Source organism: Catenulispora rubra (assembly GCF_015356825.1).
In the GTDB taxonomy this organism is placed as follows: Bacteria; Actinomycetota; Actinomycetes; order Streptomycetales; family Catenulisporaceae; genus Catenulispora; species Catenulispora rubra.
Map to the genome: position 1 here is coordinate 47,879 of NZ_JAACYW010000011.1, position 25,891 is coordinate 73,769.

Below are 25,891 nucleotides of genomic sequence, written 5' to 3' on the forward strand. Positions count from 1 at the left end.
ACTCGCCATGACTGGCGGGGAGGACATGGTCCTGTTCCGTGGTCCCCGGAATTCAGTGAGGCCTTCTTATGCTTGATCGCGACAACCGTGACGCCCAGACCCGGGACCGGGAACTTCCGGTGCCCACGATCCAGCCGACGGCACGGCCCGAGGCCGTGCCGCTTTCGTTCGGCCAGCAGCGGATGTGGTTCGTGAACCGCCTGGAGCGCCAGGACGAGGCCTACACCATGTCCTCGGCGGTGCGGTTGACGGGCGGCGAGCTGGAGCTCGACGCCCTGCGCGCGGCCGTCGCCGACGTCGCGGCGCGGCACGAGGTGCTGCGCACCCTCGTCGTTGCCGAGGCCGGCGGGACTCCGCGCCAGCGGATCCTGGACGTCGGCGAGCCGGGCGCCGTTCCGGAGCTCACGGTGCGTGCCGTGAGCGAGGCGGAGCTGAGCGGAGTCCTGGCCGAGGTCACAGGTCAGGCCTTTGATATCTCATTGGTGGTTCCATGGCGGGTGGTCGTGCTGCGTTTGTCGCAGACCGAGCACGTGCTGGCGATCGTGGTGCATCACATCGCGGCTGACGGTTGGTCGATGGATGTGTTGGCGCGCGATGTGTCGTCGGCGTACGGCGCGCGGTGCGCGGGGACCGGGCCCGGGTGGGGGCCGTTGCCGGTGCAGTATGCGGATTTCGCGATGTGGCAGCGGGACGTGCTGGGCGACCGGGGTGATGCCGAGAGCGTGTGGCGCCGGCAGCTGGGCTTCTGGTCTGAGGCGTTGGCGGGTTTGCCGGAACAGTTGGTGTTGCCGGTGGACCGGTCACGTCCCGCCGTGGCCGGCTACCGGGTCGGCTCGGTCGGTGTGGACGTGGGCGCCGGTCTTCACGATGGTTTGCTGAGGGTGGCGCGCAAGTGCCACGCGACCTTGTTCACGGTGTTGCAGGCAGCGTTTGCGCTGACGTTGTCCAGACTCGGTGCCGGCGAGGACGTCCCGCTCGGCTCGCGGGTTATGGGCCGCCGGGACAAGGCCCTGGATGACCTGGTCGGCTACTTCGGCAACACCCTGGTGCTGCGCACCGATGTGAGCGGCGACCCGGGCTTCGCCGAGTTGGTGGAGCGGGTGCGGGACGCCGACGCCGCCGCCTTCGCGCACCAGGACCTGCCCTTCGACCATCTGGTCGATGAGCTCCGTCCGGCCCGGACATTGGCGTATCACCCGCTCTTCCAGGTCCTGCTGCTGATGACGGAGCCCACGGCCTCGACCTGGGACCTGCCCGGGCTGCGCAACACGCCGGAGGCGGTCACCGCCGAATCCGGGGCGGGCGATCACCTGTTCGGTCTCTTCGATCTCTACACCAAGCTCCAGGAGCGGCTGACCGCTGAAGGCGAAGCGGCGGGCATACACGGCGAGCTCTTGTACAGCCGCGACCTGTTCGACGAGTCGACGGTGCAGAGCCTGGTGTCGAGGTATGTCAGGGTCCTGGAGCAGGTGGCCGCCGACACGTCGGTGCGGGCGCGGGACGTCGACGTGCTGCTGCCGGGCGAGCGGAAGTGGTTGCTCGCCGAAGTCGGGACGGGAGACGCGGCGGCTGAGCCGACCACGATCGCTGCGGCTTTCGAGGCGCAGGTGGCCCGCACGCCCGATGCGGTCGCGCTCCTGAGCGAGGGTGTCGAGGTCACGTATTCGGAACTGGACGCGCGGGCGAACCGGCTGGCACGGTTCCTGGCCGGGCGGGGTGTGCGGATTGAGGACCGGGTCGGCGTTGCGTTGTCGCGGTCGTTGGATCTGGTGGTGGCTCTGCTGGCGGTGGCTAAGGCCGGTGGGGTGTTTGTGCCGGTCGATACCGGCTATCCGGCCGAGCGGATCGCCTTCATCCTCGGTGACGCGGCTCCGGTGCTGACGGTCACCACCTCCGAACTGGTGGAGAACCTGCCGGTGGGGACCACCGGGATCATCGTGCTCGACGATCCCGCGACGGCCGCTCTGATCGGTCGGGGCGGGTCTGGCCCGGTCGCGGACGGCGAGCGGGGCGGGCGAGTGCTGCCCGAATCCGGCGCGTACATGATGTACACGTCGGGTTCTACCGGCACGCCGAAGGGTGTGCTGGCGTCGCAGGGTGCTGTGGCGGCCCTGGGTCGTGACGGGTGTTGGGGCGGGATCGGGTCGGGCCGGGTGTTGTTCCACGCCCCGTTCGGGTTCGACGCCTCGTCGTTCGAGCTGTGGGTACCGCTGCTGAACGGCGGCACGGTGGTCGTGGCGCCTGCCGGCGACGTGGACGCGGCGCGATTGCGGACCCTGATACCCGGGTCCCGCCTGGACACGGTGCACGTGACGGCCGGCTTGTTGCGGGTGCTGGCGCAGGAGGATCCGGACTGCTTCGCGGGGTTGTCGCATGTGCTCACCGGTGGCGACGTGGTGTCGCCGGACGCGTTGGCGCGAGTACGTGTCGCGTGTCCGGGCGCAGAGGTGCGTCATCTGTACGGGCCTACCGAGGTGACGTTGTGTGCGACGACCCTCGCGCTTGAGTCGGGGTCGGAGACGCCGCAGGTGCTGCCGTTGGGCGGGCCGCGTGACGGCGCCCGGGTGTTCGTGCTCGATGACACGCTGCGTCCGGTCGCTCCGAACGTGCCCGGGGAACTGTATGTGGCCGGTGCCGGTCTGGCGCGCGGGTATGCGGATCGTCCGGGACTGACGTCGCAGCGGTTCGTGGCGTGCCCGTTCCTCCCGGGCACGCGGATGTATCGGACCGGCGATGTGGTCCGGTGGGACGCCGACGGTCGGTTGGTGTTCGTCGGCCGGGCCGACGACCAGGTGAAGATCCGCGGGTTCCGGGTCGAGCCCGGCGAGATCGAGGCGGTCCTGGCCGACTGCCCCGGCGTTGGGCAGGCCGTCGTCGTGGCGCGCGCCGACGGAGACAACGACAAGCGCCTGATCGCCTATCTGGTGCCCGCCGAGGGCATCGACGGCCTCGGACTGGACGGCGCGGCGGTGCTCGAGTTCGCGGCCGCCAAGCTGCCGGACTACATGGTCCCCGCCGCGGCCGTGGTCCTGGACGCCCTGCCGCTGACGTCGAACGGGAAGGTCGACCGGGCCGCGCTGCCGGCCCCGGACTTCGCGGCGCTCGCCACCGACCGGGCCCCGCGTACGGCGCGGGAGGAGATCCTGTGCGGCCTGTTCGCGGACCTGCTCGGCCTGGAACGGGTCGGCATCGACGACGGGTTCTTCACCCTCGGCGGAGACTCGCTCACCGCGACCCGCCTGGTCGCGCGCATCAGGTCCGTGTTGGGCGTGGAGGTGCCGATCTACGCGGTGTTCGAAGCCCCGACCGTCGCGGGTCTGGCCGAATGGCTCGACCAGTCCGGCAGGTCGCGCCCCGCCGTGACGGCCGTGCCGCGGCCCGAGGTGCTGCCGTTGTCCTTCGGCCAGTGGCGGATGTGGTTCGGGAACCGCCTGGAGCGGCCCGAGGTGTCGCACAACATGTCCACGGTCGTGCGGCTGGAGGGGAGCCTGGACCTCGCCGCGCTGCAGGCGGCGCTCGCCGACGTGTCCTGCCGGCACGAAGCGCTGCGCACCATCATCGCGGACGACGCCGGGGCCGTCCGCCAGGTCGTTCTGGCCCCGGAGGCACCGGCCGCGATCCCTCAGCTGATCGTCCGTCCGGTGACCGAGGCGGACCTGGAGTCGGTCCTGGCCGAGGTCGCGGGTCAGGCTTTTGATATCACACTGGTGGTTCCGTGGCGGGTGGTGGTGCTGCGGTTGTCGCCGAAGGACTGCGTGCTGGCGATCGTCGTGCATCACATCGCGACCGACGGTTGGTCGATGGATGTGTTGGCGCGCGATGTGTCCTCGGCGTACGCGGCGCGATGCGCAGGCACTGAACCCGGGTGGGTGCCGTTGCCGGTGCAGTATGCGGATTTCGCGTTGTGGCAGCAGGAAGTTCTGGGGGACCGCGAGGATCCCGAGAGCGTGTGGGGCCGGCAGTTGGGGTTCTGGTCCGAGGCGTTGGCGGGTTTGCCGGACCAGTTGGTGTTGCCGGCGGACCGCTCACGTCCCGCCGTGGCCAGCCATCGGGTGGGATCGGTCGGTGTCGGCGTGGACGCGGGTGTGCACGAGGGCTTGTTGAGGGTGGCGCGCAAGTGCCACGCGACCTTGTTCATGGTGTTGCAGGCCGGGCTCGCGCTGATGCTGTCCAGGCTCGGCGCCGGCGAGGACATCCCCGTGGGCTCGCCGGTCGCCGGCCGCACCGACGCGGCGCTGGACGACCTGGTGGGGCACTTCCTGAACACCCTGGTGCTGCGCACCGACGTCAGCGGCAACCCGACGTTCGCCGAGTTGGTGCGGCGGGTGCGTGACACCGACCTGGCGGGCTTCGCACACCAGGATCTGCCCTTCGAGCACCTGGTCGACGAGCTCAATCCGACCCGGACGCTGGCCTACCACCCGCTGTTCCAGGTCCTCCTCGTGAAGGAGAGCCTTGATGGAACGGTCTGGAAGCTGCCCGGGCTCCGCACGACGCCCCTGCACGTCGCGGCGAGTACCGCACAGTTCGACTTGGTGTTCGACCTGTGGGAGAACCCCACCGCCCAGGACGCCGCGGGACTGGCAGGATTCCTCATCTACAGCGCAGACCTCTTCGATCCTGAGACGGCGCAGGACTTGGTGGCGCGTCTGGTGCGGGTCTTCGAGCAGGTGGCGGAGGACGCGGCGGTTCGCGTGCGGGACGTCGACGTCTTGCTGCCGGGGGAGCGGGATTGGCTGCTCACCGAGGTCGGCACCGGAGACGCTACGGCAGAGATGGCTGAGACGGCCGAGTCGGCCGAGTCGGCCGAGACAGCCGAGCCGGCGACGATCGCGGCGGCATTCGAGGCCCAGGTCGCGCGGACCCCGGACGCTGTGGCAGTGGCGTTTGAGGGTATTGAGTTGACCTTCGCGGAGTTGGACGCGCGGGCGAATCGGTTGGCGCGGTATCTGCTCGGGCGGCGTGTGCGGGTCGAGGACCGGGTCGGGGTGGCGTTGTCGCGGTCGCTGGATCTGGTGGTGGTGTTGCTGGCGGTGGCCAAGGCCGGTGCGGTGTTCGTGCCGGTGGACACGGGTTATCCGGCCGAGCGGATCGCTTTCATCCTCGGCGACGCGGCTCCGGTCCTGGTGGTGACGACGGCTGAGCTCGCGGAGAAGCTGCCGGTGGGGACGGCGGGAATCGTCGTGCTCGATGACCCGGAAACGGCTGTCGTCATCGCGGAGCGCCCCGACCGTCGGATGTCCGACACTGAGCGGTCCGGACTTCTCACGCCCGAATGCGGCGCGTACGTGATGTACACCTCCGGGTCCACCGGTACGCCGAAGGGCGTGTTGGCGTCGCAGGGTGCTGTATCGGGCCTGGGCCTGGACGGGTGCTGGGGCGGGATCGGGTCGGGCCGCGTGTTGTTCCATGCGCCCTTTGCCTTTGACGCCTCGTCGTTCGAGTTGTGGGTGCCGCTGCTGAACGGCGGCACGGTGGTGGTGGCGCCTCTCGGCGACGTGGACGCGGCGCGATTGCGGACCCTGATACCCGGGTCCCGCCTGGACGCGGTGCATGTGACCGCGGGCCTCCTGCGGGTGCTGGCGCAAGAGGATCCGGACTGCTTCGCGGGGCTGTCGCATGTGCTGACCGGCGGCGACGTGGTGTCATCGGAGGCGGTGGCCCGAGTACGTGCCGTATGCCCAGGGGCAGAGGTGCGTCATCTGTACGGCCCCACCGAGGTGACGTTGTGCGCGACGACCCTCGCGTTGGAGCCGGGGTCGGAGACACCGCAGGTGCTGCCGCTGGGCGGACCGCGCGACGGGGCGCGGGTGTTCGTGCTCGACGAAACGTTGCGTCCGGTGGCCCCGAACGTGCCGGGAGAGCTGTATGTGGCCGGCGGCGGTCTCGGGCGCGGCTATCTGGATCGTGCCGGTCTCACGTCGGAGCGGTTCGTGGCCTGTCCGTTCCTCCCGGGTGCGCGGATGTATCGGACCGGCGACGTGGTGCGCTGGGGTACCGGCGGGCAGTTGACCTTCCTCGGCCGGGTCGACGACCAGGTGAAGATCCGGGGGTTCCGGGTCGAGCCCGGCGAGATCGAGGCGGTGTTGGCGACGTGCCCCGGCGTCGCGCAGGCGGTGGTGGTCGCGCATCGCGATGAGGCGTCGGACAAGCGCCTGGTGGCGTATGTCGTTCCGGCCGGAGACGGATCGGTCGATCCGGTGGCGGTGCGCGAGTTCGCGGCCGGCCGGCTTCCGGACTATCTGGTGCCCGCGGTGGTGCTGGTGCTCGACGCGTTGCCGTTGACGGTGAACGGGAAGGTGGACCGGGCCGCGCTGCCCGCCCCGGACTTCGCGAGCCTGGCCGGTACACGGGAGCCGCGTACGGCGCGGGAGGAGATCCTGTGCGGCCTGTTCGCGGACCTGCTCGGTTTGGAGCGGGTCGGCATCGACGACGGCTTCTTCGCCCTCGGTGGGGACTCACTGTCGGCGACCCGGCTGGTCGCGCGCATCAGGGCCGCGTTGGGCGCGGAGGTGCCGATCTTCGCGGTGTTCGAAGCCCCGACCGTGGCCGGCCTGGCCGAATGGCTCGACGAGTCCGCGCAGACGCGTCCCCCGGTGCTGCCGGTCGTCCGGTCGGCGGCGGTGCCGTTGTCGTTCGGGCAGCAGCGGATGTGGTTCCTGCACCGGCTGGACGGTCCCAGCGCCGTCGACAACGTTCCGTTGGTGGTGCGGCTGACCGGGGGACCGGTGGACGCCACGGTGTTGCAGTCGGCGGTAGCCGATGTCGCCGGTCGGCACGAAGCCCTGCGCACGATCATCGCCGACGACGCCGGGGTCGCCCATCAAGTGGTCCTGGACCAGGACGCGCCGGGAGCGGTGCCTCGCCTGGTGGAGCGTGCTGTGCGCGAACCGGAGCTGTCGGACGCCTTGAGCGAGCTGATGTGTCAGAGCTTCGACCTGGCCGGCGAGGTGCCGTGGCGGGTGGCGTTGCTGGGCCTGTCGCCGACGGAGCACGTGCTGGCGATCGCCATGCACCACATCGCCACCGACGGATGGTCGGCGGACGTGCTGGCCCGCGACTTGTCGGTCGCCTATGCCGCGCGTCTTCGCGGCAGCGAGCCGGGCTGGTCGCCGCTGCCGGTGCGCTACACCGACTTCACGCTATGGCAGCGCGGACTGTTGGCGGACGATCAGCAGGATTCGGAGAGCCTGGCCGGCCGTCAGTTGGCGTTCTGGACGAGCACTCTGGCCGGGTTGCCGGAGCAGGTGGAGCTGCCGACGGACCGTCCGCGGCCCGCCGAGGTCACGCATCAGGGTTCGATGGTGCGCTTCGAGATCGACGCGCGGCTCCATCAGGGACTGCTGAACGTCGCGCGAGGATCCGGTGCGACGTTGTCCATGGTGGTGCAGGCCGCGCTGACGATCCTGTTGTCGGGGCTCGGCGCCGGCGATGACATCCCGCTGGGTACGCCGGTCGCCGGGCGTACCGATTCAGCCCTGGACGACATGGTCGGCTTGTTCCTCAACGCCCTGGTACTGCGGACCGACCTGAGCGGCAACCCGACCTTCGCCCAACTCCTCCGGCGCGTGCGCACCGGTGCTCTGGCCGCCTACGAGCACCAGGACATGCCCTTCGAACACCTCGTGGACGTCCTGCAACCGACCCGCTCGCGGTCCTACCACGCTCTGTTCCAGGTCTGTTTCGCGGTGCAGAACGCCGCCAAGACCGAGGTCGACCTGCCGGGTGTGCGGGCCGAACTGGAGCACTTCGACCTGGGGATCTCGAAACTCGACCTGTCGTTCTTCCTGTGGCAGCGCCCCGGCGCGGAGGGTGCCGCCGGACTCGACGGCTTCCTCGAGTACAGCCACGACCTGTTCGACGAGTCGACGGTGCGGAGCCTGACGGAGCGGTTCGTCAGGGTTCTGGAGCAGGTCGCCGGTGACACGTCGCTGCGGGTGCGCGACGTCGATGTGTTCTTGCCTGCGGAGCGGGAGCGGTTGCTCTCCGAGGCCGGGGTCGGAGGCGCGGCGGTTGAGGCGGCGACGATCGCGGGCGCTTTCGAGGCGCAGGTCGCCCGGACGCCGGATGCGGTCGCGGCGGTGTTCGAGGGTGTCGAGCTTTCCTACGCCGAGCTGGACGCCCGGGCGAATCGGCTCGGACGGCTTCTGATCGAGCGGGGTGTGCGGGTCGAGGACCGCGTGGTCGTGGCGTTGGCGCGGTCGCTCGACCTGGTGGTGGCGTTGCTGGCGGTGGCGAAGGCCGGTGGCGTGTACGTGCCGGTGGACACCGGATATCCCGCCGAGCGAATCGCTTTCATTCTCGGTGATGCGGCTCCGGCGCTTGTGGTGACGTCGGCCGAGCTCGCGGAGAAGCTGCCGGTGGGAACGACGAGGGTCGTCGTGCTCGATGATCTCGGGACGGCCGCGGCGGGTCCGATCGCGGACAGCGAGCGCAACGGTCGCCTTGCGCCCGAAGCCGGCGCCTACGTGATGTACACCTCGGGGTCCACCGGCGTGCCGAAGGGCGTGGTGGTGTCGCAGGGTGCTGTGGTGGGTCTGGCGCTGGACGGCTGTTGGCGCGGGATGGCGTCGGGCGGGGTGTTGTTCCATACGCCGTTCGGTTTCGATCCCTCGACCTTTGAGCTGTGGGGCCCGCTGTTGAACGGCGGTGCGGTGGTGGTGGCCGGGCCGGGGGAACTGGACGCGGTGCGGCTGCGGGAGTTGATCAGCGGGTCGGGGTTGAGTGTGGTGAACGCGGCGGCCGGACTGCTGCGGGTGTTGGTGGAGGCCGATGCGGGGTGCTTCTCGGGGTTGTCGCATGTGCTGACCGGCGGGGATGTGGTGCCGGGGCAGACGGTGGCTCAGCTGCTGGCGGCGTGTCCCGAGGTCGCGCTCTGGAATCTGTACGGCCCGACGGAGGTGACCTTGTGTGCGACGACGTTCACGGCGGGCCCGGGGGCGTGGGGCGACGCTGTGATGCCGATCGGCGGGCCGCGCGACGGGGTGCGGGTGTTCGTGCTCGACGATGCTCTGCGTCCGGTGGCTCCGAACGTGTCTGGGGAGCTGTATGTCGCCGGTACCGGTCTGGCCCGCGGATATCTGGACCGTTCAGGGCTCACCGCTGAGCGCTTCGTGGCGTGTCCTTTCCTTCCCGGCGAGCGGATGTACCGGACCGGGGACCTGGTCCGTTGGGATTCGGACGGCAGGCTGGTCTTTGTCGGCCGCGGCGATGATCAGCTCAAGATCCGTGGGTTCCGCGTCGAGCCCGGCGAGGTCGAGGCGGCCTTGTCGAGTCATCCCGGCGTGGCGCAGGCGGTGGTCACGGCTCGCCAGGACGGCGGCGTGGACAAGCGCCTGATCGGCTACATCGTCGCGGATCAGGACACTGCGCTCGACGGTCAGGACACTGCGCTCGACGGTGAGGCGGTGCGCGAGCGTCTGGCCGGAATGCTGCCGGACTACCTGGTGCCGACCGCGATCGTGGTCCTGGACGCGTTGCCGTTGACGGCGAACGGGAAGGTGGACCGGGCCGCGCTGCCCGCCCCGGACTTCGCCGCACTCGTCACCGACCGCGCCCCGCGCACCACGACCGAAGAGCTCCTCTCGCAGCTGTTCGCGCGGGTGCTCGGCCTGGAGCAGGTCGGTGTCGACGACGGGTTCTTCCATCTGGGTGGCGACAGCATCATGTCGCTCCAGCTGGTCGCCCGGGCGCACCGCGCCGGGATCGCGATCACCGCGCTCGACGTGTTCGTCCACAAGACCGTCGCCGCTCTCGCCGTCTTGGTCGACCAGACAGCCTCACAACCGGCTCGCGTCCACGACGCCGACCACGGACCGCTCCCGCTCACTCCCATCATGCACGCGCTCCGGGAGCGAGGCGGCCCGAGCGTCCTCGGCGGAGGCTTCTCCCAGTGGGTGGTCGTGACCGCGCCCGCCGACCTGGAGCTTAACCGGCTCACCCGGGCGGTCCAGGCACTGGTCGCCCACCACGGCGCACTGCGGATGCGCCTGGTGGGGGCGGTAGAGGACGGATCACCGCGCCTCGACATCCTCGAGCCCGCGTCGAAGGCCGCGCAGACCCGGGTACGCCGCGTCGATGCGGCCGCATCGGCCGGGGACGAGCTCGACGAGCTCATCGAGCGTCAGGCCCGGGTGGCGTCGGGCCGCCTCGATCCGCAGGCGGGAGTCATGCTCCAGGCCCTGTGGTTCGACCGGGGGACGGGGCGTCCCGGCCGGCTGCTCCTGGTCGCCCACCACCTGGTGACCGACGGGGTCTCCTGGCGGATCCTGCTCGCGGATCTGGTGACGGCCTGGCAGGCGATCCAATCGTCCGAGCCGCCGGTCCTGGCCCCCGCGCCGACGTCGTTCCGCCGCTACGCGCTCGCGTTGGCCGCGCAGCCGGACGAGCCGGCCCGGCGCGCCGCGCTGGACGCCTGGCGCCGCGTGCTCCGGCCGGCCGCCGGCGAACCGCCGCTCGGGCGGCGGCGCGCGACCGACCTGGACACCCATGCCGGCCTGCGCCGGATCAGCGTGACCGTGGATCCGGACCTGATCTCCGCGGTGCTGACGACGGTGCCCGCGGCGTTCCACGCCGGCGTGGACGACGTGCTGCTCGCCGGGCTGACGGCGGCTCTGGCGCGGCGGCGGATCCGGCGCGGCGAGCGGCCCGGCCCCGTCCTGGTGGACGTCGAGGGCCACGGTCGGCGGGAGTTCGCCGACGGGATGGACCTGTCGCGGACCGTGGGCTGGTTCACCAGCATGCACCCGGTGCTCCTCGACCCGGGGTCCGCCGATCCGGCGCGGGTGCGATCCGGCGATGAGGATGCCGGACAGCTGGTCATGCGGGTCAAGGAACAGCTGCGTGCGATACCGGGAGCCGAGCTGGACTACGGCCGGCTGCGGTACCTCGACGAACAGGCGGCCGCCGTCCTGGCGGAGCTGCCGACGGCGCAGATCGGCTTCAACTACCTGGGCCGCTTCGCCGACGCGTCGGCTGACGACGCGCCAGGCGGCGGCTCGCCAGGCAACGGCTCCCCGGGCGACGGCTCGCCGCCGGACTGGCGGCTCGCCGGGCCGCGGGCGATGGGTGGCGACGCACCCCCCGAGATGCGGGCCGTCCACGCGCTGGAGACCGGCGGGGTGGTCCGGGACGCCGCCGACCACGGCCGGCCGGAGCTGGTCCTCCAGGTGGCCTGGGTGTCAGAGCTCTTCGACGAGGCGGACGTCCGGGAACTGGTCCAGGACTGGGCGGAGATGCTGCGAGGCCTGGCCGCCCGCGCGGCTCGGCCGGGGGCCGGCGGCCACATCCCGTCGGACCTGTCGCTGGTCCGGCTCGACCAGGCGCAGATCGACGAGATCGAGGACATGTTCGACGACGCGGACCCCGAGGACGGAGCGGTGCAGTGGCTCAGCGAGTAGAGGACGTCTGGCCGCTGACCCCGTTGCAGCAGGGGCTGTGGTTCCACTCCCGGCTCGACGACCAGGGCTCGGACGTCTACGTGGTCCAGATGCGCCTGACCATGCGGGGCCCACTGGACGCGGCGGTACTCAAAACGGCCTGGGAAGCGGTGGTCGCCCGGCACTCGGCCCTGCGCGCGTGCTTCCGTCGCCCGGCCGGGCGGGACGAACCGGTGCAGGTCGTCGCCGCTCGGGTCGCACTACCGTGGCGACAGGTAGACCTGTCGCAGCTCTCTGAGTCCGAAGCGCTGGCGAAGGCGGAACGGCTGGCGTCGGAGGAACGAGAACGCCGGTTCGACCTGGCGGTTCCCCCGCTGTTGCGGTTGCTGTTGCTGCGTTTCGGCCCGGACGAGCACCGGCTGGTGGTGACCAACCACCACCTCCTGATGGACGGCTGGTCGCTGCCCTTGCTGCACAAGGAGGTCTCGGCGGTCTACGCGGCCGGCGGCGACGCCGCGGTGCTGCCGCCGGTGGTGCCGTACCGGGACTACGTGGCCTGGCTCGGTGAGCAGGACACGGAGGCGGCCCGCGCGGCGTGGCGGGCGGAACTGGCCGGGGTGGACGAGCCGAGCCTCTTCGCGCGCACGGCCACCGGGGTCGGGGAACCGTCCGGTGCCGGGCCGGGCAGCGGCCTCGACGCCACCGCGGCCGACGGGCCGACACCGTCGGCCGAGCCGCGCGAACTCCGCGTCGCCGTGAGCCGCGAGGTCACCGCGGCGCTGACGGACACGGCGCGGGCCTGCGGCCTCACGGTGAACACGGTGGTCCAGGGGGCCTGGGCGATGCTCCTGGGCCGGCTCGCGGCCCGCGACGACGTGGTGTTCGGAGCGACGGCGGCCGGGCGTCCGGCGGAGCTGCCCGGCGTCGAGCGCATGGTCGGCCTGTTCATCGTCACGGTTCCGGTCCGGGTGCGCCTCTCGCCCGCGCGGCCGGTCGTCGACGTACTCGCCGAGTTGCAGGCCCGCCAGGCCGCGCTGATCTCCCATCAGCACCTGGGCCTGCCCGAGATCAAGCGGGCCGGCGGTCCGGGGGCCGAGTTCGACACACTGGTGATCTTCGAGAACTACCCGGACGACCCGGACGGCGCGCACCGGATGGGTGAGGTGACGGTGTCCATCGCGGGCGGGCACAACGTCAGCCACTACCCGCTGAGCCTGGCCGTCGTCCCCGGGGACGAACTGTTGCTGGTCATGACCTACCGGCCCGACGCGTTCGCCCCCGCCACGGCACAGGGCTTGGCGGCGCGTCTGGTGCGGGTCTTCGAGCAGATCGCCGCCGATGCGTCGGTGCCGGTGCGGGATCTCGACGTGTTCCTGCCGGGGGAGCGGGAGTGGCTGCTCGGCGAGGTCGGCGTGGGGGGTGCGGCCGCTGAGCCGGCGACGATCGCGGCGGCGTTCGAGGCTCAGGTCGCGCGGACGCCGGACGGCGTGGCGGCAGTGTATGAGGGTGTTGAGATCAGTTTCGCGGAGTTGGACGCCCGCGCGAATCGGTTGGCGCGGTATCTGCTCGGGCAGGGTGTGCGGGTTGAGGACCGCGTCGGGGTGGCGTTGTCGCGGTCGCTTGATCTGGTGGTGGCTCTGCTGGCGGTGGCGAAGGCCGGTGGGGTGTTTGTGCCGGTGGATACCGGCTATCCGGCTGAGCGGATCGCTTTCATCCTCGGCGACGCGGCCCCGATCCTGGTGGTGACGTCGGTTGATCTCGCGGAGAAGCTGCCGGTGGGAACCACGGGGATCGTTCTGCTCGACGATCCCGCGACGGCCGCTCTGATTGGTCGGGGCGGGTCGGACCCGGTTACCGACGGCGAGCGCCGTGGGCGTCTCGCGCCCGACTGCGGTGCGTACGTGATGTACACCTCCGGGTCCACCGGTACGCCGAAGGGTGTGCTGGCGTCGCAGGGTGCTGTGACGGCCCTGGGACGTGACGGATGTTGGGGTGAGATCGGCGCGCGCCGGGTGTTGTTCCACGCCCCGTTCGGATTCGACGCCTCGTCGTTCGAATTGTGGGTGCCGTTGTTGAACGGCGGCACGGTGGTCGTGGCGCCTGCGGGCGACGTGGACGCGGCGCGGTTGCGGACCTTGATCGCCGAGGCGGATCTGGACGCGGTCCATGTGACCGCGGGCTTGTTGCGGGTGTTGGCAGAGGAGGACCCCGGGTGCTTCTCGGGGTTGTCCGACGTGCTGACCGGTGGCGACGTGGTGTCCTCGGACGCGGTGGCCCGGGTGCGGGCGGTGTGTCCCGCGGTGGAGGTGCGTCATCTGTACGGTCCGACCGAGGTGACGCTGTGCGCGACGGCGCATGTTCTGGAGCCGGGTTCGGAGCTGCCGCCGGTGCTGCCGTTGGGTGGGCCGCGCGACGGGGTGCGGGTGTTCGTGCTTGACGAGACGTTGCGTCCGGTGGCTCCGGACGTGCCGGGGGAGTTGTACGTCGCCGGGTCCGGCCTGGCCCGCGGCTATCTGGATCGTGCCGGGCTCACCTCGGAGCGGTTCGTGGCCTGTCCGTTCCTCCCCGGTGCGCGGATGTACCGGACCGGTGATGTGGTGCGGTGGGACGCGCACGGACGGTTGGTGTTCGTCGGCCGGGTCGACGACCAGGTGAAGATCCGCGGCTTCCGGGTGGAGCCGGGGGAGATCGAGGCCGTGTTGGCCGCTCAACCCGAGGTGGCCCAAGCCGTGGTGCTGGCTCGGCGGGGCGAGGGGTCGGACAAGCGTCTGGTCGCATATCTGGTCCCTGCCGACGACTCCGTGCTGGACGGCGCGGCGGTGCTGAAAGCCGTGGCCGACAAGCTGCCGGACTACATGGTGCCCGCCGCGGTCGTGGTTCTCGACGCCCTGCCGCTGACGTCGAACGGGAAGGTCGACCGGGCCGCGCTGCCCGCCCCGGATTTTGCGGCGCTCGCCATGGGCCGGGCTCCGCGTACGGCGCGGGAGGAGATCCTGTGCGGTCTGTTCGCGGACCTGCTCGGCCTGGAGCAGGTCGGCATCGACGACGGGTTCTTCACCCTCGGCGGGGACTCGCTCACCGCGACCCGCCTGGTCGCGCGCATCAGGTCGGTGCTGGGGACGGAGCTGCCGATCCGGGCGGTGTTCCAGTTTCCGACGGTCGCAGGTCTGGCCGCACGGTTGGACGAGTCGGCCGACACGCGTGCCTCGGTGGTGGCGGCCGTCCGGCCGGCGGCGGTGCCGCTGTCGTTCGGTCAGCAGCGGATGTGGTTCATGCACCGGTTGGACGGTCCCACTGCGGTCGACAACATCCCGTTGGTGGCGCGGCTGACCGGGGGTCCGGTGGACGCGGCGGTGCTGCAGTCGGCGATGGCCGATGTCGCCGGCCGGCATGAGGCCCTGCGCACGGTCATCGCGGACAGTGCGGAGACCGTCGCCGCCGACGGCACGTCCCGCCAGGAGATCTGGAACGTCGAGGCGCCGGCCGCTGTTCCGCGGCTGACGGTCCGCCGGACCGACGAGGCGGGATTGCCCACGGCGCTGGCGGAAGCAACGGGTCAGGGCTTTGATCTGGCCCGCGAGGTGCCGTGGCGGGTGGCGTTGCTGGGTGTGTCGCCGACGGAGCACGTGCTGGCGATCGTGGTGCACCACATCGCGGCGGACGGCTGGTCGATGAACGTCCTGGCCCGGGACCTTTCCGTCGCGTACGCCGCACGCCTCCATGGCCGCACTCCCGACTGGTCGCCGCTGCCGGTGCAGTACGCCGACTTCACGCTCTGGCAGCACGAGCTGTTGGCAGACCGTCAGCAGGATCCGGAGAGCGTGGCCGGCCGCCAGCTGGCGTTCTGGAAGAACGCCCTGGCCGGGTTGCCGGAGCAACTGGAGCTTCCGGTGGACCGGCCGCGGCCCGCGGAAGTCACGCATCAGGGCTCGACGGTGCACTTCGAGATCGACGCGCGACTCCATCAGGACCTGGTGAGCGTCGCCCGCGGGTGCGGCGCGACGCTGTTCATGGTGGTGCAGGCTGCCTTGGCGCTCGTGCTGTCGAGGCTGGGCGGTGGCGAGGACATCCCGCTGGGCACGCCGATCGCGGGGCGTACGGATGCCGCGTTGGACGATCTGGTCGGCTACTTTCTCAACACCCTGGTACTGCGTACCGACCTGAGTGGTGATCCCACCTTCGCCGAGCTCGTCGGGCGGGTGCGGGAGGCCGACCTGGCCGCCTACGCGCACCAGGACCTGCCCTTCGAGCACCTCGTGGACGTCCTGCAACCGGCCCGCTCCCTGTCCCGGCACCCCCTGTTCCAGGTGGCGTTCGCCCTCCAGAACGCGGTCGAGTCGGGTTTCGAACTGCCGGGTGTGCACGCCGAGCTCGAACACTTCGATCTGGGGATCTCCAAGTTCGACATGTCCGTCCTGGTGCAGGAGCGTCCCGACGACGGCCACGGCGCCTCTGGCCTGGACGGGCTGGTGGCGTACCGCCTCGATCTGTTCGACCGGCACACAGTCGAGGATCTGACCGCCCGGCTGACCGGGGTCCTGGCGCAGATCGCCGCCGATGCCGCAGTGCGGGTCGGCGACGTGGACGTGCTGCTGCCCGGCGAGCGGGAGCGGCTGCTCGCGCAGATCGGCACCGGGGGTGCGGCGGTCGCGCCGGCGACGATCCCGGAGGCTTTCGCGGCGCGGGCCGCCGAGCAGCCCGGTGCGCAGGCCGTCGTCTCAGGACACGAAGACAGAATACTGACCTACGACGAGCTGGACGCGGCGGCGAATCGCTGGGCCCGGTACCTGATCGCGCGGGGCGTGCGGGTCGACGATCGGGTGGCGGTGGCGCTGACCCGGTCGGTCGACCTGGTGGTGGCGCTGCTCGCGGTGGCGAAGGCCGGCGGCGTGTACGTGCCGGTGGACGTCGCCTATCCCGCCGAGCGGATCGCCTTCACCCTGGAGGACTCGGCGCCCGTGGGCGTGCTCACGACGAGCGCGCTCACGGATCTGCTGCCGACCGGTGTCGGTGGTGTAGGCGGTGTCGGCGCTGTCGTGGCGATGGACGATCCGGCGGTCGTCCGCGCGGTGGCAGACCTCGACGACCAGCCGATCGCCGACGCCGAGCGTGCCGGCCTGCTCGCCCCCGAGTCCGGCGCCTACGCGATGTACACGTCGGGCTCGACCGGGACGCCCAAGGGCGTGCTGGTGACGCAGGGCGCTGTGACGGCCCTGGCGCTGGACTCCTGCTGGGGCGGCATCGGTTCGGGCCGGGTGCTGCTGCACACGGCGTTCGGGTTCGATCCCTCGACGTTCGAGGTGTGGGGGACACTGCTGGCCGGCGGGACCATCGTGGTGGCGCCGCCGGGCGAACCGGACCCGGTCCGGCTGCGGGAGCTGGTGGCGCGCGCCGGGGTGGACGTCGTGCATATGACCACGGGCCTGCTGCGGGTGTGGGCAGAGGAGGATCCGGGCTGTTTCGCCGGGCTCTCCCATGTGCTGATGGGCGGGGAGGCGGCGCTGCCCGAGGCGGTGGCCCGGATTCAGCGGGCGTGCCCCGAGGTCGCCGTGTGGAACCTGTACGGTCCGACCGAGACGACGCTGTGCGCCACGACCTTCACCCTGCGCGCCGGGCGCGACCACCAGTCCTCGACGTCGGTGCCCATCGGCTCCCCGCGTGACGGGGTGCGGGTGTTCGTGCTCGACGACGCGCTGCGTCCGGTCGCTGCGAACGTGCCCGGGGAACTGTACGTGTCCGGTGCCGGTCTGGCGCGCGGTTATCTGAAGCGGGCGGGCCTCACGTCGGCGCGGTTCGTGGCGTGTCCGTTCATGCCGGGTGCGCGCATGTATCGGACCGGCGATGTGGTGCGGTGGGACGCCGGCGGTCGGTTGGTGTTCGTCGGCCGGGTCGACGACCAGGTGAAGATCCGCGGCTTCCGGGTGGAGCCGGGGGAGATCGAGGCGGTGTTGGCGGCCTGCCCCGGCGTCGCGCAGGCCGTGGTCCTGGCGCGCGCGGACGAACCGGGCGGCGACAGCAAGCGCCTGGTCGGCTACCTCGTCCCGGCCGCCGGCGCGGCGCTGGATCCGGTCGCGGTCCACGACTTCGTCGCCGCGCGGCTGCCCGACCACATGGTGCCGGCCGTGCTGCTGACGCTCGACGCGCTGCCGCTGACGGTGAACGGGAAGGTGGACCGCGCCGCGCTCCCCGCTCCGGAGTTCGCCGCGGGCCCCGCCGTCCGCGCCCCGCGTACCGTGGCCGAGGAGATCCTGTGCGGCCTGTTCGCGGATCTGCTCTGCCTGGAGCGGGTCGGGATCGACGACGGGTTCTTCACCCTGGGCGGGGATTCGCTCAGGGCGATGCGCCTGGTCGCGCGGATCAGGGCCGCGCTGGGCGTGGAGCTGCCGATCCGGGCGGTGTTCCAGTTCCCGACGGTCGCGGGCCTGGCCGGGCGGCTGGACGAGGCGGCGGTGCCGCGCCCGCGGCTGCTGCCCGCGGTGCGACCGGAGGTGCTGCCGCTGTCGTTCGGCCAGCAGCGGATGTGGTTCGTGCGGCAGCTGATCGGTTCGAGCGCGGTCGACAACATCTCCTCGGTCCTGCGGGTGCGCGGCGCCTTGGACGTGGCCGCGTTGCAGGCGGCGGTGACGGATGTGGCACGCCGCCACGAGCCGCTGCGCACGGTGTTCGTCGAGGTGGACGGCACCGCCCGGCAGGAGATCCTGGACGTCGGGGCGCCCGGCGCCGTCCCGGTCCTGACGGTGCGTGAGGTGACCGACGCCGAACGGCCCGAGGCCCTCAGGGCCGTGGCGGGTCAGGGCTTTGATCTGGACCGCGAGGTGCCGTGGCGGGTGGGGCTGCTGCGGTTGTCGCCGACGGAGCACGTGCTGGCGATCGTGATGCATCACATCGCCTCCGACGGCTGGTCGGTCGATGTGCTGATCCGGGACCTGTCGGCCGCCTACGCCGCGCGCCTGCACGGCCGGGCTCCGGACTGGTCGCCGCTGCCGGTGCAGTACGCGGACTTCACGCTGTGGCAGCACGATCTGCTCGGACGGCAGGATGATCCCGCAAGCCTGTTCGGTCGGCAAGCCGCCTACTGGAAGAACGCGCTGGCCGGTGTGCCGGAGGAGCTGGCGCTGCCGACCGACCGGCCGCGCCCGGCGAAGCCGAGCCGGCGGGGTTCGTTGATCCCGTTCAAGATCGACCCGGATGCGCACCGGAGGTTGGTGGACGTCGCGCGCGGGTGTGGGGCGACGTTGTTCATGGTGGTGCAGTCGGCGGTGGCGGTGTGGTTGTCGCAGTTGGGTGCCGGTGAGGACATTCCGTTGGGTTCGCCGATCGCGGGGCGTACGGATGCCGCGTTGGATGATCTGGTCGGCTACTTCCTCAATACCCTGGTACTGCGTACCGACCTGAGCGGTGATCCCACCTTCGCCGAGCTCGTCGCCCGCGTGCGGGAGGCCGACCTGGCTGCCTACGCGCACCAGGACCTTCCCTTCGAGCACCTCGTAGACATCCTGCAACCGGCCCGCTCGCTGTCCCGGCACCCCCTGTTCCAGGTCGGATTCGCGCTCCAGGCGGCACCCGACTTCGCGGTCCGGTTCGCCGGCCTCGACGTCCGGGCCGAGCTCGTCGAACTGGACGTCGCGAAGTTCGACCTGTCGGTCCTGCTCTGGGAGCACTCGGACGCGGAGGGTGCCGCCGGGCTCGACGGCTTCCTGGAGTTCAGCCACGACCTGTTCGACCGCGCGACGGCGCAGGGTTTGGCGACGCGTCTGGTCGGGGTCTTCGAGCAGGTCGCCGGTGATACGTCGGTGCGCGTGCGGGATGTCGATGTGTTGTTGCCGGGGGAGCGGGAGTGGTTGTTCGCCGAGGTCGGCGCCGGTGGCGCGGCGGTTGAGGCGACGACGATCGCAGGGGCCTTCGAGGCTCAGGCCGCCCGGACGCCCGATGCGGTCGCTGCCGTGTGCGAGGGCCATGAGCTCTCCTACTCCGAGCTGGACGCCCGGGCGAATCGGTTGACGCGGCTTCTGATCGAGCGGGGTGTGCGGGTCGAGGACCGTGTCGTTGTCGCGTTGGAGCGGTCGCTGGATCTGGTGGTGACTCTGCTGGCGGTGGCGAAGGCCGGTGGCGTATACGTGCCCGTGGACACCGGCTATCCCGCTGAGCGGGTCGGGTTCATGATGCGGGACGCGGCTCCGGTGTTGACGGTGACGTCGTCCGATCTGGTGGAGAAGCTGCCGGTCGGAACCACGTCGATCGTTCTGCTCGACGATCCGGTGACGGTCGCCGACCTCGCGGAGCGCCCGCATCGTCCGGTATCCGACGCCGAGCGGTCCGGACCCCTCGCGTCGGAAAGCGGCGCGTACGTGATGTACACGTCCGGGTCCACCGGTGCGCCGAAGGGCGTGGTGGTGTCGCAGGGCGCTGTGGTGGGTCTGGCGCTGGACGGGTGCTGGGGCGCGATGGGGTCGGGCCGGGTGTTGTTCCATACGCCGTTCGGCTTCGACCCCTCGACGTTCGAGCTGTGGGGTCCGCTGCTGAACGGCGGTGCGGTCGTCGTTGCGCCGGGGGAGCTGGACGCGGTGCGGCTGCGGCAGTTGATCGCCGAGGCGGGCCTGGACACTGTTAATGCCGCGGCGGGGTTGTTGCGCGTGCTCGTGGAATCCGATGCGGGGTGTTTCTCGGGGTTGTCGCATGTGCTGACCGGCGGGGATGTGCTGCCTGGGCAGACGGTCGCTCAGTTGGTGGCGGCGTGTCCCGACGTCGCGCTGTGGAATCTGTACGGCCCGACTGAAGTGACCTTGTGCGCGACGACGTTCACGGCGGGCCCGGGATCGTGGGGCGGCGGGGTGATGCCGATCGGCGGTCCGCGTGACGGCGTCCGGGTGTTCGTGCTCGACGATGCTCTGCGTCCGGTGGCCCCGAACGTGTCCGGAGAACTGTACGTGGCCGGCACCGGCCTGGCCCGCGGCTACCTGGACCGTCCGGGGCTGACGGCGGAGCGCTTCGTGGCGTGCCCGTTCGAGCCCGGGACCCGCATGTATCGGACCGGTGACGTGGTGCGCTGGAGCGTGGACGGCCGACTGGCGTTCCTGGGCCGCAGCGACGACCAGGTCAAGATCCGTGGGTTCCGCGTCGAGCCCGGCGAGGTCGAAGCCGCCTTGTCGAGCCATCCCGGCGTGGCGCAGGCGGTGGTCACGGCCCGCCGGGACGGTGCGGCGGACCAACACCTGATCGGCTACGTCGTACCGAGCCAGGACACCGTGCTCGACGGCGCGGAGGTCCGTGTGCATCTGGCGGGAATGCTGCCGGATTACCTGGTGCCGACCGCGGTGATCGTCCTGGACGTGTTGCCGGTGACGACCAACGGAAAGGTGGACCGGGCCGCACTGCCCGCCCCGGACTTCGCCGCGCTCGCCACCGACCGGGCCCCGCGTACCGCGCGCGAGGAGATCCTGTCCGGTCTGTTCGCCGAGGTGCTCGGCCTGGAACGGGTCGGCGTCGACGACGGGTTCTTCCGCCTCGGCGGCGACTCGCTGACCGCGATGCGGTTGGTGGCTCGGATCCGCACGGTGCTCGGCACCGAGGTGCCGATCTCGGCGGTGTTCGACACCCCGACCGTGGCCGGGCTGGCCGCGTGGTCACAGGACTCTGTGACACCGCGGACCCCCGTGATCCCCGTGGCCGCCGAGCACCGGCCCGGGGCGCTGCCGTTGTCCTTCGGCCAGCAGCGGATGTGGTTCCTGCACCGGTTGGAGGGCCTGAGCGCGGTCAACAACATCCCCTTCGTCGTCCGGCTGCGCGGCGCGTTGGACATCGACGCTTTCCGTGCCGCGGTGGGCGATGTGGCCGGGCGGCACGAGTCGCTGCGCACGGTGTTCGCCGAGGACGTCGGCATCGCCCGCCAGATCGTCCTGGATCCCGGCGCGCCGGGTGCCGTGCCCGGGTTGACGCTGCACGAGGTGACGGAAGAGCAGCTGTCCGAGGCGCTGACCGAGGTCGCCGGCCGCGGCTTCGATCTGGCTCGTGAGGTGCCCTGGCGGGTGGCGTTGCTGCGGGTGTCGCCGACGGAGCACGTGTTGGCGATCGTGATGCATCACATCGCCTCCGACGGCTGGTCGGCCGGCGTGCTGACCCGGGACCTGTCCGCCGCGTACACCGCACGCGGAGCCGGCCGGGCTCCGGACTGGTCGCCGCTGCCGGTGCAGTACGCGGACTTCACGCTGTGGCAGCGCGGTCTCCTCGACCGCCGCGACGATCCCGAGAGTCTGTTCGGCCGTCAGCTGGCGTACTGGACCGAGGCGTTGGCAGGGCTGCCGGAGCAGTTGGAGCTGCCGGTCGATCGGCCGCGGCCGGCGGAGGAGTCGCATCAGGGCTCGCTGTTGACGTTCCGGATCGACGAGCAGGTGCACCAAGGACTGGTCGAGATCGCCCGCTCCTGTGGGGCGACGCTGTTCATGGTGGTCCAGGCCGGGTTGGCGGTGTGGTTGTCGCGGCTGGGTGCCGGTGAGGACATTCCGTTGGGTTCGCCGATCGCGGGGCGTACGGATGCCGCGTTGGATGATCTGGTCGGTTACTTCCTCAATACCCTGGTATTGCGGACCGATCTGAGCGGTGATCCCACTTTCGCCGAACTCGTCGCCCGCGTGCGGGAGACCGACCTCGCTGCGTACGCCAACCAGGATCTGCCGTTCGAACACCTCGTGGACGTCCTGCAGCCGGTCCGCTCGCTGTCCCACCATCCCCTGTTCCAGGTGTCGTTCGCGCTGCAGAACGCCCCCGACGCCGATCTCCACCTGCCGGGCCTGGACGTCGGTATCGAGCCGCTCGAACTGGACGTCGCGAAGTTCGACCTCTCCATCCATCTGTGGGAGCGCCACGACGCCGAGGGCGCCGCCGGGCTCGACGGCCTGCTCGTGTTCAGCACCGACCTGTTCGACGCCTCGACGGTGCAGAGCCTGGTCTCGCGGTTCGTCAGGGTTCTGGAACAGGTCGTCGCCGATGCGTCGGTGCGGGTGCGGGACGTGGACGTGCTGTCGCCGCAGGAGCGGGAACGGCTGGTCGCCGAGGTCGGTACGGGAGACGCGCCGCCTGAGCCGGCGACGATCGCGGCGGCCTTCGAAGCCCAGGCCGCCCGGACGCCGGATGCCGTGGCGCTCGTGTTCGAGGGCGCCGAGCTCTCATATGCCGAGTTCGACGCGCGGGCGAACCGGTTGGCGCGGCTGCTGATTGAGCGGGGTGTGCGGGTCGAGGACCGCGTCGTGGTGGCGTTGGAGCGGTCGCTGGATCTGGTGGTGACCCTGCTGGCGGTGGCCAAGGCGGGCGGCGTGTACGTGCCCGTGGATACCGGCTATCCCGCCGAGCGCGTCGAGTTCATGATGCGGGACGCGGCCCCGGTGCTGACGATCACGGCTTCCGAGTCGGTGGGGAAGCTGCCCGCGGGGGCACCGGGGATCATCGTGCTCGACGATCCGGCCACCGCCGCGCTCCTCGCGGCACACCCGGACGGCCCGCTGTCCGACGGTGAGCGGTCCGGACGGCTCCTGCCCGAATGCGCCGCGTACATGATGTACACCTCCGGGTCCACCGGCACGCCCAAGGGGGTGGTGATCACCCAGAGCTCGGTCGCCGGGGTCGGCCGGGACGCCTCCTGGGGCGCCGTCGGGACCGGGCGGATGCTGTTCCAGACACCGTTCGGCTTCGACGTCTCGACCTTCGAGCTGTGGGGCACGCTGCTGGTCGGCGGCACGCTGGTGATCGCGCCGCCCGGGACGCCGGACGCGGCCCGGATGCGCGCGCTGGTCGCCGGAGCCGGACTGACCGCCGCGTTCGTCGCGGCCGGTCTGCTGCGGGTGCTGGCCGAGGAGGACCCGGGGTGTTTCAGCGGTCTGTCCCACGTGCTCAGCGGCGGGGACGTGGTGCCGGTCGAGGCGCTGGCACAGATCCGGGCCGCCTGCCCGGACGCTACGTTCTGGAACATCTACGGACCGACCGAGGTCACCGTATGCCCCACCACGTTCACCGTGCGGCCGGACGAGCGGTTCGGCACGGTCCTGCCGGTCGGCAGGCCGCGGAACGGAGCAAGGCTGTTCGTGCTCGACGAGGCGTTGCGCCTGGTCGCCCCGAACGTTCCGGGCGAACTGTACGTGGCCGGCACCGGCCTGGCCCGCGGCTATCTGGAGCGGGCGGGGCTGACGGCGTCGCGGTTCGTGGCGTGTCCGTTCGAGCCGGGTGCGCGGATGTACCGGACCGGCGACGTGGTGCGGTGGGACGCGGACGGCCGGTTGATGTTCGTCGGCCGGGTCGACGACCAGGTGAAGATCCGCGGCTTCCGGGTCGAGCCCGGCGAGGTCGAGGTCGTGGTGTCCGGCCATCCCGGCGTGGCGCAGGCCGTGGTCGTGGCCCGTCAGGACGGCGCGACGGACAAACGCCTCGTCGCCTACGTCGTGCCGAGCGAGGACAGCGCGCTCGACGGTGCGGCGGTGCGCGAACATCTGGCCGGGAAGTTGCCGGACTACCTGGTGCCGGCTGCGGTGATCGTCCTGGACGCGTTGCCGGTGACGGCCAACGGCAAGGTGGATCGCGCCGCGCTGCCTGCTCCGGACTTCTCGGCGCTCGCCACCGACCGTGCCCCGCGCACTGCGAGCGAGGAGATCCTGTCCGGGCTGTTCGCCGACGTGCTCGGCCTGGAGCACGTCGGCGTCGACGACGGGTTCTTCCACCTCGGCGGCGACAGCATCATGTCCCTCCAACTCGTCGCCCGGGCGCACAGTGCCGGGATCGCGATCACCGCACGCGACGTGTTCGTGCACAAGACCGTCGCCGCCCTGGCCGCCCTGACCGAGACGGATTCGCCGACCGGTACTGATTCACCGACCGGCACAGGCCGGGTACCCGCACTGCCCAACCGCTCCCACGACCCCGACGACGGCCCGCTCCCACTGACCCCGATCATGCGGATGTTCCGGCAGCGCGGGCTCCCGATCGAGCCGCTGCACCAGATGACGGTGCTGTGGACGCCCGCCGGGCTGACCGCGGATGTTCTGGTGCTGATCCTCGACACGCTGCTGAACCAGCACGGCGCGCTGCGGATGGAGTCCGTCGGAACCGGCGGCGCGGCCTGGTCGCTCCGCGTCCCGCCGCCCGGCGCGGTGTCCGCCGCGGACCTGCTGCTTCGGATCGACGCCGCGGGGCTGGACGAGCAGTCCATCAGCGCACTGCTCCGCGAGACGTCCGAGGCGGCCGCCGACCGGCTGTCCCCCGAGGCCGGGATCATGGTCCAGGCCGTGTGGTTCGATACCGGGCCGGACCGGCTCGGGCGGCTGGTGCTGGTCGGCCACCACCTGGCGGTGGACGGGGTGTCCTGGCGGATCCTGGCCGACGACCTGGCCTCGGCCTGGTCCGCCGCCGAGGCCGGGCGGCCGCCGGCCCTCGAACCGGTCGGTACCTCGTTCCGCAGTTGGTCCGTGGCGTTGTCCGAGGCCGCACACGACCCGGCCCGCGTCGCACAGCTGCCGGCCTGGCTCGACGTCCTGGCGCCGCCAAGCGTGTCACCGCTGCACGGCGTCCCGGGCACGGCGCCGAAGGGCCCTGCGGGCGGACTGCGCACAACCCTCGACAGCGAGGTCACCGCCGCGCTGCTGACGAGCGTGCCGGCGGCCTTCCACGTCGACATGAACGACGCGTTGTTGACCACCCTGGTCCTGGCTGTCCTCGCCGTCCAGGACGAGCGCCGACCGGACCAGGCCGGACCCCGGACCGCGGCACCCACCGGCGAAGCCGTGCTCATCGACCTGGAGCGGCACGGCCGCGAGGCCGAGGCACTGCCGGGCGTCGAGCTGTCCCGGACGGTCGGCTGGTTCACCAGCGTCCATCCGATCCGCCTCGATCCCGGCCGGGTCGACTGGACCGATATCTGGGCCGGCGGACCGGGTCTGGGAGTGGCGCTGAGACGTGTTCAGGCCCAACTGCGGGACGTGCCGGACCGGGGGATCGGCTACGGCATGCTGCGCCACCTCAACGAGCAGACCGGAGCGGCATTGGCCGACCTGGCCGAACCGCCGATCGGCTTCAACTATCTGGGCCGGTTCGCCACCACGGCGGGCGGCTCGGCGGCTCGGGCCTGGACCGCGGTCGCGCGGGAAGGGGCCGACGACGCCGACAGCAGTGGCAGCACCGGCGGCACAGGCGGCACTGGCGATGTCGATGACACCGACCTGGGCGGTGACGCGATGCTGATGCACCCCCTGCAGATCGACGCCGTCGTGCACGACGCCCCGGACCGCGCCTGGATGGTCGCCTACTGGGCCTGGGACACCGCGCTGCTCCCCGAGCCCGCCGCCCGGCGGCTGGCCGACATCTGGTTCCGCCTCCTCGGGATGCTCGCGGACAGCGCCCGGCAGGCCGGCCCGGCCGGCACGCCCGGCACATCTGGCACGCCCGGCCCGACCAGCCGCTTGTCGGCCGACCCGGACCTGGTCGCGCTGACCCAGGAGGACATCGACGACCTTGAGGACGAGTGGGGAGCGTAA

The 25,891-nt window shown here is 71.4% G+C and carries 2 protein-coding genes; both read left to right on the forward strand.

Annotated features, from left to right (window positions below):
- Positions 1 to 68 precede the first annotated feature (68 nt).
- Positions 69 to 11,399 (forward strand): non-ribosomal peptide synthetase, encoded by an 11,331-nt coding sequence (locus GWK61_RS05710; protein ID WP_194905700.1) that lies wholly within the window; start codon positions 69 to 71, stop codon positions 11,397 to 11,399.
- Positions 11,384 to 25,891: a non-ribosomal peptide synthetase gene (locus GWK61_RS05715; protein WP_194905703.1), complete on the forward strand. Its 14,508-nt coding sequence runs from the start codon at positions 11,384 to 11,386 to the stop codon at positions 25,889 to 25,891. The genes GWK61_RS05710 and GWK61_RS05715 overlap by 16 nt, the downstream gene beginning before the upstream one ends.